At 69.1% G+C, this 13,426-nt stretch carries 9 protein-coding genes and 1 pseudogene; 6 read left to right on the top strand and 4 right to left on the bottom strand.

The genetic code is table 11. The annotated features are described in order from the left end of the window. The first annotated feature begins 461 nt into the window (after positions 1 to 461). A pseudogene (locus OG310_RS04710) lies at positions 462 to 2,090 on the top strand (ISAzo13 family transposase). A 489-nt stretch (positions 2,091 to 2,579) separates the two neighbouring features. Here the strand turns inward: OG310_RS04710 and OG310_RS04705 are convergent. After that, positions 2,580 to 4,313 carry a chloride channel protein gene (locus OG310_RS04705; protein WP_329460023.1) on the bottom strand — a complete coding sequence of 578 codons (1,734 nt, stop codon included), beginning with the start codon at positions 4,311 to 4,313 and terminating at the stop codon, positions 2,580 to 2,582. A gap of 194 nt (positions 4,314 to 4,507) precedes the next feature. On the opposite strand from OG310_RS04705, the gene OG310_RS04700 reads away from it, so the two are divergent. Continuing rightward, on the top strand, positions 4,508 to 5,029 hold the full coding sequence (locus tag OG310_RS04700; protein ID WP_329454597.1) for a MarR family winged helix-turn-helix transcriptional regulator: 522 nt from the start codon (positions 4,508 to 4,510) through the stop codon (positions 5,027 to 5,029). 220 nt (positions 5,030 to 5,249) lie between these two features. Here the strand turns inward: OG310_RS04700 and OG310_RS04695 are convergent, their stop codons facing one another. Then, positions 5,250 to 6,725: a potassium/proton antiporter gene (locus OG310_RS04695; RefSeq protein ID WP_329454596.1), complete on the bottom strand. Its 1,476-nt coding sequence runs from the start codon at positions 6,723 to 6,725 to the stop codon at positions 5,250 to 5,252. Between the two features lie 84 nt (positions 6,726 to 6,809). Between OG310_RS04695 and OG310_RS04690 the strand changes: the two genes are divergently transcribed. The 3 genes from OG310_RS04690 (at position 6,810) to OG310_RS04680 (ending at position 10,400) form a co-directional block, all read left to right on the top strand. Then, on the top strand, positions 6,810 to 7,778 hold the full coding sequence (locus OG310_RS04690) for a DUF389 domain-containing protein (RefSeq protein ID WP_443078552.1): 969 nt from the start codon (positions 6,810 to 6,812) through the stop codon (positions 7,776 to 7,778). A 664-nt stretch (positions 7,779 to 8,442) separates the two neighbouring features. Next, positions 8,443 to 9,606, top strand: a complete 1,164-nt coding sequence (locus OG310_RS04685; protein WP_329454594.1) for a lactonase family protein — start codon at positions 8,443 to 8,445, stop codon at positions 9,604 to 9,606. A 530-nt stretch (positions 9,607 to 10,136) separates the two neighbouring features. Beyond that, entirely contained in the window at positions 10,137 to 10,400 is a 264-nt protein-coding gene (locus tag OG310_RS04680; RefSeq protein ID WP_329454593.1) for a hypothetical protein, read from the top strand. 305 nt (positions 10,401 to 10,705) lie between these two features. Here the strand turns inward: OG310_RS04680 and OG310_RS04675 are convergent, their stop codons facing one another. Together OG310_RS04675 and OG310_RS04670 are read right to left on the bottom strand one after the other, a co-directional pair. Further along, entirely contained in the window at positions 10,706 to 11,464 is a 759-nt protein-coding gene (locus OG310_RS04675; protein WP_329454592.1) for an SDR family NAD(P)-dependent oxidoreductase, read from the bottom strand. A gap of 144 nt (positions 11,465 to 11,608) precedes the next feature. Continuing rightward, positions 11,609 to 12,277, bottom strand: coding sequence for a peroxiredoxin-like family protein (locus tag OG310_RS04670; protein WP_329454591.1), 669 nt, complete (start codon positions 12,275 to 12,277; stop codon positions 11,609 to 11,611). A 447-nt stretch (positions 12,278 to 12,724) separates the two neighbouring features. On the opposite strand from OG310_RS04670, the gene OG310_RS04665 reads away from it, so the two are divergent. After that, the gene (locus OG310_RS04665) at positions 12,725 to 13,345 is read left to right on the top strand and encodes a TetR/AcrR family transcriptional regulator (RefSeq protein ID WP_329454590.1); all 621 of its coding nucleotides are present in this window, start codon (positions 12,725 to 12,727) and stop codon (positions 13,343 to 13,345) included. Positions 13,346 to 13,426: the final 81 nt, after the last annotated feature.

Here is a 13,426-nt window from a genome sequence, read left to right as displayed (position 1 = left end):
CCATGCTGTCCTGTACCGGGCTGCGTGCGTGCCCTGTCGCAGTTGTACCCCATCCCTGATTCCTTTTTCGTGCGCCAACTCGTCCGAGGCGCGTGATCACGTCCGTACTGCCCGTGCGACGGCGCCCGCTCGCGGCACACAGCCGATGACCGGAGTCATGAAGACGGACGGGGAGCAGCCATAAGCAGTATTAACTCTCAAGGGTCCGATGCCGCCCGTGGGCCGCAGCAGGGATGGGCGGTGGGCAGTGCTGCAGCGCGGCGTGGGGGGACACGCCCGAGTAATGGCCTCCTGTTCCGAGCGGCGGCCTTCGCTGCGGCGGCTGCAGGCCGAGCTCTCGCCCTATCGGCCCGCATGCACTGCGCCGCCAAACCGCCGTGTCCCCCACGCTCGACTCGAACGCCTAAGGGCTTGCAGAGAATAAAGGTGTTGCTCCCCGCTCCGGAGCTCGTTGACGTGGTATCCGCATCCAGGATGAGACCCGCGGCCAACTCGCTGTGAAGTGCGCGGTGTTGTTCACACACCTTGACGAGCGGCAACGGCGGCTGCTCATGGCTGCCGAGGCTCGGGTGCTGGGGCATGGCGGTGTCCGGGCCGTCGCGCGGGCGGCCTCGGTGAGTGAGACCACGGTCCGCAAGGGAGTGTTCGAGTTGGAGGCCGGCGAGGAGCCGCTGGGCCGGGTGCGGCGGCCGGGAGGAGGCCGCAAGCGAGTCGCGGATCTCGATCCGGGGCTGCGACCCGCGCTGCTGGCATTGGTCGAGCCGGACGAGCGGGGTGATCCGATGTCGCCGCTGCGGTGGACGGTGAAGTCGACCCGCACGCTGGCGCGGGAGCTGGCCCGTGCCGGGCACAAAGTCAGTGCGGACACCGTCGCCGACCTGTTGCGGGAGGAAGGCTTCAGTCTGCAGGCGAACGCCGAGACGGTGGAGGGCGGCCAGCATGCGGACCGCGATGCCCGGTTCCGCTACCTCAACGAACGGGCACGCGGGCACTGGGACGCCGGCGAGCCGGTGATCAGCGTGGACACCAAGAAGAACGAACTGGTCGGCGAGTTCAAAAACAGTGGCCGACAGTGGCGTCCGGCCGGTGATCCGGCGCCGGTGCATGTTCATGACTTCGCCGACCCACACCTGGGCAAGGCCATCCCCTACGGGGTCTACGACCCGGCGGCGAACACCGGCTGAGTCAACGTCGGCACCGACCACGACACCGCCGCGTTCGCGGTGGAATCGATGCGTCGCTGGTGGTCCGGCCAGGGACAGGCCGCCTACCCGCAGGGGACACGGCTGCTGATCACCGCCGACGCGGGCGGCTCCAACGGATACCGGACCCGGGCCTGGAAGCTCGAGCTCGCCCGGTTCGCAGCCGAAACGGGGCTGAGGATCACCGTTTGTCACCTGCCTCCGGGCACATCGAAGTGGAACAAGATCGAGCACCGGCTCTTCTCACACATCACCCTGAACTGGCGCGGTCGCCCGCTGACCAGCCACGAAGTCATCGTCCAGACCATCGCTGCGACCACGACCCGCACGGCCCTGCGCGTCATTGCCGAGCTGGACACCAACATCTACCCAACCGGAGTCGCCATCGATGACGCGGAGATGGCGGCCCTGCCGCTGACCCGCCACATCTTCCATGGCGACCGGAACTTCGCCCTGCACTCCCAGCCCTGCCCGGCCACCCCGGCGGCCCGGCCCTCGCCGCCGCCAGCGCCGGAGTGGGACCAGACCCTCCTCTCCGACCCCGCCCTGACCGGAACGACCCGGCAGCAACTCAACGACCTCATCAAGACTTTGTCGTAACACGGCGACGTCAAGCGTGGCCGTCCACCCCGGCTCGACTTCCACGAGCAGGTCCTGGCGACCGTGCTCCACACGCGGGTCGCCTTGGCCGCAGAACCCCTCGCCGTGTTGTTCGGCAGCAGCCGGACCGCCATGCACCGCACTCTGCTGAAGATCAGGAGACTACTCAAGGCTCACGAAATCGTCATCCCGTCGGCGGCCACCCCGCCCGCTGCCCGCGCCGCCCTCCAAGCTCGAGTTCGCGCCCACAGCAGCGACCCCAACAGCAAGATCAAAACGACGTGTTAATGATCTGCAAGCCCTTTGCCTGGCACAGCCGGTCTGCGTGGGGTTCGTCGAGACCTCCCTGAGGGCCAGGTTGGCAAGGGCAGCTTCACCAGCCGGGAACCGACAGAGTCGAGTACGAGGCCCGGCGGTGCCGACGACCAGTACGCCCAGCTGCTGCTGCGCGGCAGACATCCGGCCTGCGCAGGGCATCAGTGTCCAGGCTCGCCGTGGGATCACCGCGGACAGGCCGAAGCCGAGGATCAGCGCCCAGGTGATCTCCCAGGTCATCGAGCCGGTGACCGACAGAGCGTGCAGGACCGCGTGCATGCCTCAAGCCTCCGCTCCTGAGAAAGGGCGGGTCGACGGCGCAACAGTGGCTGCCCGCAGACGGATGACGGTTCGTGCAGGCCCAGCGGGCGCCGGTCCCGGTGGACGAAGCCTCGGCACGTACGAGGTCCGGGCCGCCTCCTACTTCTCCTCCTTTGCCTTCCTCTGCCAGCGCACCGGCGATCACAGGACAGGGGTGGGGTCAGCCGTCTGCCGGGGTGGAGTGTGGAGGGCGTGGAGAACCGCCTGGTGGGTGATCCATCCGGTGAGGCGCGTGCGAGTGCCGTCGAGGACGGGCAGGCCGGCGCCTTCGGCCGTGACGAGCGCCGCGAGGGCTTCGGACAGTTCGGTCTCAGCTGTGACGGGATGCGGCAGGTGGACGATCGCCCCCACCGATGGAACGGTGTCGGCCGCTTCGGCCAGGGTCTCCGCCGCGGTACGGGCGGTGGCGGTGCCGAGGTAGGTGCTGTCGGCCGCGAGCACCGGCAGTACGCCGTGGGGTGATCGCGCGAGGGCGTCCGCCGCTTCGGTCAGCGGCATGGCGCTGTCGAGTGGTTCGGGGAGGGGCTCCATCACCGCGGCCACGGTCATTCCGGCGAAGGGGGCCGTGTGGGGCCTCTCGCCGAGGTCGACTCCGCGGCGGCGCAGCTTGAGGGTGTAGATGGTGTCGTAGGACAGGGCCCGGCTGACGCCGGTGGCCACGGCGATGGCGGCCATCAGGGGAAGGATGATGGAGTACTCGCCGGTGAGCTCGAACATGATGATGACACCGGTGATCGGAGCCCGGGCGGCTCCGGCGAAGACGGCGCCCATGCCGATCAGACCGTAGGCGCCGACAGGTCCCGCGATGCCCGGCACGACCTGGTGTGCGAGCGCGCCGTAGCCGGCACCGAGCATGGCTCCCATGAACAGCGAGGGGGCGAAGACGCCGCCCGATCCGCCGATGCCGATGGTCAGGCTCGTGGCCGCCATCTTCCCGACGAGCAGGACGATGAGGAATCCGATGCCGTAGGCGCCTCCCACGGCGTTCTCGAGTACGGGGTAGCCGACCCCGTACATCTGCGGCAGGAGGAGCAGGAGCAGGCCGAGGAGCAGGCCGCCGACTGCGGGCCGCGCCCATTCGGGGCCTCGCCACGCGAAGTCGCAGGCGTCCTCGATCCAGTACAGGACACGGCTGAAGCCCACCCCGACCGCGCCCGCGATGACGCCGAGGAGGAGGAAGAGCAGGTATTCGGAGAGGTGGTGGACGGTGAAGGCCGGCAGGTGGAGGAAGGGGGTGTTGCCGAACGCCGCCCGTCCGATCACCGAGGAGGTGACCGAGGCGAGGACCACCATGCCGAAGGACTCCGCCGTGAAGTCCCGCAGGATGAGTTCCATCGCGAAGAAGACGCCGGCCAGTGGGGCGTTGAAGGTCGCGGCGATGCCGCCGGCGGCGCCGCAGGCCACCAGGACGCGCATCCGGTCCTCTGCGACGTGCACAAACCGGCCGAGCGAGGACCCGAGCGCCGAACCGATCTGGACGATGGGCCCCTCGCGGCCGACGGATCCGCCGCCGCCGATGCACAGCGCGGAGGCCAGCGACTTCACGAGCGCGACCTGGGGAGCTATCCGGCCTCCTCGGCGTGCCACCGCGAACATGACTTCCGGAACGCCGTGGCCTCGTGCCTCCTTCGCGAAGCGCTGCACGAGGGGCCCGTACAGCAGTCCGGCCACGACGGGGGCCAGCAGGACGAACCAGCGTCCCAGCCAGGGCACATGGGGGTTCGCCGCGTGGCCCGCCGCCGCGTAGTCGGAGTGTCCGGACAGCAGCAGGGTGAAGGTCTTGATCAGCCAGCGGAAGGCGATGGCGCCGAGTCCGGCACCGGCGCCGACGAGCAGGCTGAGGACGAGCAGTCCGCCCTTGGCTTCTCTGAGCATCGCCAGTAGGCGGGGAAGGCCCGTCGGGAGGCGGGGCGCGTTCGGCGGAGGTGCGGAGGGCAGCGAAGGCGAAGCGGTCGGCATGTTTGCATTATGCAATATTGCCCTGTGCAATGCTTCCTCGCCGGCCGGAGAGAGCCTTTCCCTGCGACCGCGCAGACCGCTTCCTCCTCGGGACGAGGTAGAAAGGGACCATGCGCGAGCGTCCGCCGTCACCGGCCCAGCCCTCAGGCCCCTCCGGCTCCCGCGGCGAGGTGGCTGACGAGGTCGTCACCGCTGTGCTGACGGCATCGCGCCTGCTCGTGGCCGTTTCCGCCCGCTCTTTGGCGTCCGTGGAGGAGAGCCTCACGCTGGCCCAGTTCCGGATGCTCGTCGTCCTCTCGACGCGGGGAGCGATGAACATCTCTCGTCTGGGTGCACACCTCGACGTCATCCCGTCCACGGCGCTGCGCATGGTTGAACGCCTGACCAGTGCGGGCATGCTGGATCGGCGGCCGAACGAGCTGAACCGCCGCGAGATCCTCATCAGCCTCACCGAGGAAGGCAGGCACGTCGTGGACGAGGCGACGGAACGCAGACGCGCGGAGATCGCGCGGATCGTCGGCGCCATGCCGACGGCGCAGCGCGCCGGACTCGTCGAGGCCCTCCACGCCTTCAGCGAAGCCGGCGACGAACCACCGGTGCAGGGACGCGCGGAACAGAGCGTCTACTGGTGAAGCGCCCGACGGCACTCACGGTGACGGAGCGACGTCTGAGGCGCTTAGGGCGCTCCGTCACTTGGACATTGCCCGTCGGGGGTCCCGTTGAATTGGCAGCAGCCGGTGTCGCGTGCGGTCTTGATCGGTTGTCTCACGTCCCGCTGCGTGGATGCGTCACGGTGCATGAGTCCTTGGGTGGGCTGTGATCTGCCCGGGTGGTTTGGCCTCGGTGTGGCGCCTACCCCTCGGAGCCGCCGGGGTTCTCGGCCTCGCCGGCTTCCCCCGTTGTAGTCCCGTCGCCGATGAGGAGGAGTTCGTCGCCGGCGTGCAGGACGGTGTCGGAGGTGATCGACAGGAGGTGTCCGTTCCGCAGGACCGTGCTGATCCAGAGGTCTGAGTTGCTGACGATGTCGCCCACGGTGGTTCCGTCGGCGTCGTCGCCCGGGCGGATCGTGTAGTGACGGGTCCCCAGCGGTTCATGGGGGAGCCTGACGCCGAAGGTCCACGGGGTGGGAGTGGTGGTCTCCATGGGGACACCGAAGCGGCGGGCGGCCAGGCCGACTGTGCCGCCCTGGACCAGCACCGAGAAGGCGACGACCACGAAGATGATCTCGTAGATGCGCCGCGAGCCGGGGACGCCGGCGGTGATGGCGAAGGCGCCGAGCAGGATCGGCACGGCGCCTTTCAGGCCGGCCCAGAGCACGAAAGCACGCTCGCCGCGCCGCATCCGGACCGGCAGGAGCAGCGGGCCGAGGAGCAGCGGGCGGACGACGAAGGCCAGCAGCACGGCGAGGACCAGGCCGATCAGCCAGGCATTGTCCGTTCCCAGGGCCCGGAGGCCGATCGTCAGTCCGAGCGCGACGAACACGACGATCTCCGCCAGGCTCGCCAGCGCCGAGCACACCTGCCGGATCTCCAGCCGGTACGGCACCGACTCGTCCCCGATGAGCACACCCGCGACCAGCACCGCGAGGAAGCCGGAGCCGTGGGCCACGGTCGCGGCACCGTAGATGACACCGGCACCGGCGAGCGCGCGTACCGGATGCAGGCCCGCGCCCGGCAACGGCACCTTGCGGATGAACCACACAAGCGCGAACCCACCGGCCGCGCCCACCGCCACGCCGACCACCATCTGTTCGGCGAACGTGGTGAGGATGTGGCCCACTTGCGTGCCCGCGCTGCCGCCGGCGCCGAGCAGGGCCACCATCAGGGCGATGCCCACGGGGTCGTTGGCCCCCGACTCACCCTCCAGGATCGTGCCCGTACGCCCGGTGATCTCGCGGCGTCCCAGTACGGAGAAGACGACCGCCGGGTCAGTCGGCGCCAGGGCCGCGCCGAGGAGGAGCGCGGTGCGCCACGACAGGTCGCACGCGTAGTGCGCGAGGAGCGTCACCGCGCCGGTGGTCAGGATCGTCCCGGCCACACCGAGCGTGACGACGGGCACGGCCGCCGCGCGGAAGCGGCGCCATCCGATGCCCAGACCGCCGTCGAACAGCACCACGATCAGCGCGACGGTCACCACCTGCTCGACCAGCCCGATCGGTACCTTGCCCCCGACCCCGGGAACGATGTCCGAGACGGCGGCGGCGCCCACCAGGAAGAGGAACGGCGCCGGAACCCGGATGCGCTCGCTCAACCGGTTCGAGACCACCGCCACAAGAACGACCGCTGCCAGAATGAGGATCGTCAGAGCGCTGCTCTCGGTACTGTTCACCCCGCCATCCAAGCAAACGCGCCACGGATACGGCAGGTGCGGGTTCACGGTCCGCCGTACGGCCACTCCGCGCGGTCGGGGACAATGCTGTGCGTGTTGCATGTCCGAGTCATCAGTCCCGCCGACCGCACCGCCGATGTCCTGGGCATCGCGAGCCGGTCGCCTGCTGTCGTCAACGTGATCAGCCTGCCCGGCGCCGCCTACGCGCCTGCCGGGGACTTCGTCGAGTTCGACGTCGCCAGAGAGGCCGCCAACGGCATCCTCGACGAGTTGCGCGACCTCGGTCTGAAGGAGAGCGGCGCGGTCACGGTGGAACAGCTCGACCTGTCGCTGTCCACCGCCGCCGAGCGGGCGGAGGAGGCGGCACCCGGCGACGGCGACGACGCCGTGGTCTGGGAGGAACTGGCCGCGCGTACCGCCTCGGACGCCCGTCTCACCTGGGCGTTCCTGGTCTTCCTCGTACTCGCCACACAGATCGCGGCGATCGGTGCGCTCCTGGACCAGCCGATCCTGATCGTGGGCGCGATGGTGCTCGGCCCCGAGTTCGGCCCGGTGGCCGCGATGAGCCTCGGACTGCTGCGGAAGGACTGGCCACTGGTCGGCTCGGCCGCGCGGACCGTCATCGTGGGCTTCACCGTCGCGATCCTGATCACGACGGCCTGCGCGGCGGTCGGCCGCGGCCTCGGCTGGGTGAGCCCAGGCATGCTCGACCACCGTCCCTTGACGGACTTCATCGTCCATCCGGACAAGTGGTCGTTCATCGTCGCGGTGCTCGCGGGCATCGCCGGACTGTTGTCGCTGACGGCCGGGAAGTCCTCCGCTCTGGTGGGCGTGTTCATCTCCGTCACCACCGTCCCGGCGGCCGGCAACATCGCCGTCGCCGCCGTCCTCGCGCACGGCGACGAGGTGGCGGCGTCCTTCGTGCAACTCGGTGTCAACCTCGGCGGCATGCTGATCGCCGGAGTCCTCACGCTGTTCGTCCAGCGTGCGCTGTGGCACCGCTACGCTCCGTCCAGCGCCACCGTTCGGGCCGCCCGCGAAGGCATGAGCTAACCTGCCCGACACGGCGACTCCGTTAGACCTGGTACCACCATGTCACCCTCGGCACCGCCATCCAGGCATTTCTCACCCTCGGGGGCCCTTGGCCCGAAAGTCCGCACGTCGGCCTGACCCTCTACCAGGTGCAAACCCCTTCAGGACCTGTAGACCGCGTGGACCGGTACACCTGCACCACCTGCAATCGCCCCCTGCCCACCGAAACGGACGCAGAACCTGACGAAGTACTACTGGTCGTCAGGCCGACGGCGTCGTTCGGTGGCATTGCTGCCTGCGCGCGCCAAGTTGCTGCCCTTGTACGCGGGGCTGCGGAGTCAAGATGCCGGGGGTACGGAGCCTGGCGGGGAGGCCGCGTGCAGCTTGGGCCGCACATCTGCCCGGGACCGTTCGGCCAGGCCAACGCCCCGGCGACGACCGAGCCAACCACTCCACCCCTGGTCAGGGGCGCGCGGTGATCCAACCGTCGCGGAGATCATTTCGGTAGGGGTTTTCACAGTACGACCGTTTGCCGGATAGTCATCCGATGGGATTACCGGACGGACCGCGCTGCGTTGCAACGTGCCCTTTCTGCCTCAGGATGACGGGCGGAACAACGCTCTCTGCCAGCCGCGGTGCACGCCTGCAGGCGGGGTACCCGGCCGCCCCGACCCCTGGAAGGCACATGTCTCACACCTCCCGAAGACTGCCCTGCGCCGTGCGGGCCACCGTGACCGCGGTCCTGGCGACCGCCGCCTTCGCCGCGCCCGCCTTCGCCGCGCCCGCCACTGCCGCGCCCGTCCGGGCCGGGCACGAGCCGGAAGCCGCGGTGTTCGTCCAGAACGACCGTGTCGCCGGAAACCAGGTGGTCGCGTACAGCCGCGACGCGGACGGGTCCCTCCACCGGCGCACGGTGTACAACACCGGCGGCAAGGGCGGCGTGCTCGCCGGCTCCGTGGTGGATTACCTGGCCTCTCAGGGATCGCTGACCTACGACTCCCGGGCCAAGCTGCTGTACGCGGTCAATGCCGGCAGCAACACGCTCACGGTCTTCTCGGTCGAGGGCACCCGCCTGCACCGCAAGCAGGTCATCGGCTCCGGAGGCACCTTCCCCGTCAGCGTCGCCGCGTACCGGGACCGCGTCTACGTGCTCAACGCGCGCAAGGGCGGCTCGATCCAGGGCTACCGGCTGGAGAAGGACGGACTGCACCGGGTCCCCGCCTGGAACCGCGCGCTGCACCTGAACACCGCCGCCGCGCCCGAGTTCACCCACACTCCGGCCCAGGTCGCCTTCACTCCCGACGGATCGCAGTTGGTCGTCACCACCAAGCTGGGCGGCAACAGCATCGAGGTCTTCCCCCTCGACCGCGACGGCGGTCCGGCCGCCGAGCCCTTCGTGAACAGCAAGGCCGGATCGCAGCCCTTCGGGCTGACCTTCGACGCGGCCGGCCGGCTCGTCGTCGTCGACGGTGTGGAGAACACCGTGCTGACGTTCCGCCTCCACCACGACGGCGACGCCGCCCTCGTCGACGCCGTGCCGACGGGCGAACAGGCGAGTTGCTGGGTCGTGCGCCGGAACAGCGACCTCTACGTCTCGAACGCCGGCAGCAACACGCTCTCCCGCTTCCGCCAGACACGCGACGCCACCCTCGATGCCAGGGGCAACACCGCCACCGGTGCGGGCCCGGTCGACCTGTCGGTCACGCCCGGCGGGCACTACCTCTACGTCCAGACCGGCGGCGCCGGCGAGGTCGACGGCTTCCGTGTCGACCGGGACGGCGCACTCACCAGGATCGGCACCACCAAGGTGCCCGACGGACTCGGCGGGGAAGGCATCGTCACGACCTGATGCGATGACAGGCGCGGCCTCACACTGCTCCCGGTCCCACGGCATCGGAGGGGGAACGGGAACAGTGTGTGGTGGCGTTCACTGGGCAGGACCACCACATTCCGGCGTTCCCCGCGTCGGCCGCCATATGGCCGTGCGGAGGGGAGGTGAGTGGATGTCGGTCTCCAGGGACCAGCTGCCGGACAGTCCCGCGGTGAAGAGGCTGTCGAGACCCTCACGGAAGAGCGTGTGTGTGAGGACGGCGTTCGCCATGGGAGTGCACGACGGTCCGCCCGGCATCGATGTGATTTTGCTCTGCGTAATTCCTCCTCGTTGGCCGTCTAGTGGCTTTCCCGGCGACCGGGCGGCTCTCGCCCGCCTCCGGAGGAGGGAAGAGGACCCTGTGTGCAGGAGTCCGCTGCCGTAGGCCGAGACCCCCGGCCGATCCGGCTCAGGCGACAAGGTGGCGGACAAGATCGCCACGGCCGTTCTGTCGGCTTCGCTCCCGCCTCGGGACGCACCTCGATGTCATTGCGTCCACGGCTCTGCGAATGATCAGACGCCCCGCCGCCGCGGGCATGCTGGACCGGCAGCCGAACGAGCCGAATCGCCGTGAGATCCTCATCAGTCTCCCCAAGGAGGGCAGGCGCGTGGAGGACGAGGTCACGGAACGCAGACGAGGAGAGATCGTACGTATCGTCGACGCAATGCCGACCGCTCGGCACGGAGGGCTGGTCAAGGCGCCGCATGCCTTCAGCGAAGCAGGTGACGACCCCCTGGCCCAGAGGCATGGGGAGCAGGACGTTTACTGGTGAGGTGTCAGTGGACCTGCTTCACCTCGTTCCTTGCCCCGGCTGCCAAAGCGGTCGTGCGGGACGCCGAAGTGCGGAATAACAGTCACGGCGCCGGTCGGCTCTCAGGCCGACACTGTCGTGAGACAGCTTCACGGCCCTCTCCGCCCCCCGCGGAGAGTGTCGCTCGCGTCTCGCACACCGACTTGCAGCGAGGCGGCCCCGGCGGGCAGGGCGGTGCCGGGAGTGGGCTGGAACCCCGGCCGATCCTGTCGCCGCAGGAGAGGCCGGGGGAGTGTCGTTGCTCAGCGGACCCCTGTGGAACTGGCTCAGAGCGGATCCGAGGCGTCCCAGATCTGGCCGGAGGCGTCCGAGGTGAGCCGTGCGACCAGGGAGAGCGCCGACCTCTGCGGTGTGATCAGCGTCTTCTTCTCGTGGTTGTGCACGAAGCGGGCGTGGGTCTCCTCGCTCACCCGTCCCGAGCCTTTGGTGCGGACGAGTTCCTGCATCGCAGTGTCCACGGATCCGGGGCGGTAGGTGTTGGCCGTGACTCCCGTGCCGGCCAGTTCGGCTGCCAGGTTGGCGGTGTGTGCCTCGAGGGCGGCCTTCGTCGTGGCGTATGCATTGCCGCCGATCATCGCTGCGGGGTGGGCCACCACGATGCTGGATACGTTGACGATCCTTCCCCAGCCTGCCTGGACCATCGCGGGCAGCAGGGCGAAGGCGAGGGATGCCGGTGCGATCACGTTGATGCCGAGCGAGGAGGCCCATGTGGTGGGATCCATTCCGGCGCTGGGACCGAGCGGTTCGACAGTCGCGGCGTTGTTGACGAGTATGCCGATCGGGCCGAGCGCGGAGACCGCGCGGTCCACGGTCGTGGCGAGCGCGGCGGGATCGGCGAGGTCCGCGACCAGAGCGAGGGTTTTGCCACCGCGGCCTTCCACCAGGCGGGCGGTCTCGGACAGTTCATGTCCGGACCTGGCCACGAGTGCCGACGTCACGCCCCTTTCCGCGAGCGCTAGCGCCACCTCTCTCCCAATACCGCGCCCTGCGCCTGTCACCAGGGCCACCTTGCCGTTCAAGGACATGCTCCACTCCGTATCTGGACTTCGTGACTCGGACATTGAGGGGTCGTGCAGTGCACTGACGTAGCGTCGTGGGGCGCATGCGCCGTTGCGCGCTGCGTCTGGTTCTGCGCTCAGTGGCTGCTTCCCGGCGTGCTGTCGCCCGCTTCAGCCGAGTGATGTCAGAGCCGCGAGAATCTGGGCCGGCTCGGTGCGGGTCGTGTAGTTCGGGTGGACGTCTATCCACCGCAGGATGCCGTCGGCATCGACGATCGCCACCGTCGGCATGAGGATGTCGTGGCTCCCGTCCGCGTTCACCGTGGTCAGGTCGAGTCCCAGAGCAGCCTGTGCCCGCTGCACCTCGTCCGTCGGACGGGTGACGATGCCGAGCTGCCGGCCGATGCGGTTGCCCGGGTCGGAGAGCACCGCGTAGGACAGCTCATTGGCCTCCTTCATGGTGAGGGAACCGTCCGGCTTCTGCGGGCTTACCGCGATCAACGCGGCACCGTGCTCGTCCAGTTCGCCGGCCAGCTCGCTTTGATAGACGCGCAGGGCCGCGTTGCAGAACGGGCACCAGGCGCCGCGGTAGAACACGACGACCGCGGCCCTGCCGGCACGCGCGCGCTCAAGCGTAGTGGTGTTGGCATTCACGTCCAGGAGTTCGGCGTCGGGCATGGGCATCCCGGCCTCTGCGATCCCGGCGGGCACACCGGCGGAGTCCAGGGCGGTCTGCTCGGCGCCGAACGCCTGCAGTACGTCGCCGGGGACCTGCTGTGCCATCCCGGCGATGACGTTCGCGACATGGTCGGCGACGGGTGTAGATGCGGTGTTGGTCATGCTGACCCCTTCTGGGGGGGACCGCTGATCGGGCGCGGTGGCGGCAGGTCGTGCGGCGCACCCCTGTCTGTTTTTAGAGCGAGCCATCTAATATTGGGCGGGAAAAAATAGACTGTCAAATCTAGATTCTGTGTCCGGGTGTCAAGTGCGCTGCGAGTACTGCTCGATGACTCCTTCCGCGCCCGACCTCCTCCGCTCGCCGGAGGCGGGGCAGGGAGTCCGGTCCGCCGCGGACATGGCCGTCCCCGGCGGGTCGCGCGGTGATGGGGTACGACGGTTCAAGGGCTCTTGGAGGTCATGCCGTCATGTGGGCTGCCGTGCCGCGTGCCGCGGTTTGTCGCGTCGGTGGTCGTCCCGCGGGGGTTCGGCCGCCGCGGATCATGGTGGAATGCCGCAGATCCTCCATAGAGGGACCGCTCCATAAATTTGGTAATCTCGATGCCCGTGATGAGAAACGTCAGCCGGCCGCGCTTGACCCCGAAGGGTCGTGCCACCCGCAACCGCATCGTGACGGCTGCGGCCCGACTGATGTTCGAGCAGGGTGTGGCGGGCACCAGCACCGAAGACGTACTCAAGGCCGCGAGCCTGGCGAGCCCGTCGCAGCTGTACCACTATTTCGGCGACAAGCGGGCCCTTGTCCAGGCTGTCATCGAGCACCAGACGGAGTCCGTGCTCGACTTCCAGCGACCGCTGCTGAGCCGGCTCGACAGCTTCGAGGCGCTCGAAGCCTGGCGTGATGCCATCGTCGCGGCCCAGCGCGCCGTCGGATGTCGGGGCGGCTGCCCGATCGGGGCGCTGTCCGCGGAACTGTCCGACCATGACCTGCAGGCCCGCGCCCGACTCGCCACGGCCTACTGTGCGTGGGAGGACGCCCTGCGCGCAGGGCTGCAGGTCATGCAGGACCGAGGTGAGCTGACGGCGGACGCCGATCCGGGATACCTCGCCCTAGCCCTTCTCGCCGCCTTGCAAGGCGGGTTGATCATGACCCAGGCCCGTCGCGACACTGTCGCGCTGGAGACCGTGCTGCACGCGATGATCGAGCGGGTCCGCTGCCACGCCACAGCCTGAGGCCCGCACGTCGCACGTCGCTTTCCGGCGCTGGGCACGCGACGCGCGCGGCCAGGGCCGACGGTCTGCATCCAGTCGAGG

The sequence above is a fragment of the Streptomyces sp. NBC_01497 genome, assembly GCF_036250695.1.
Classification (GTDB): Bacteria; Actinomycetota; Actinomycetes; order Streptomycetales; family Streptomycetaceae; genus Streptomyces.
This window is presented reverse-complemented; position numbering and strand designations above follow the sequence as displayed.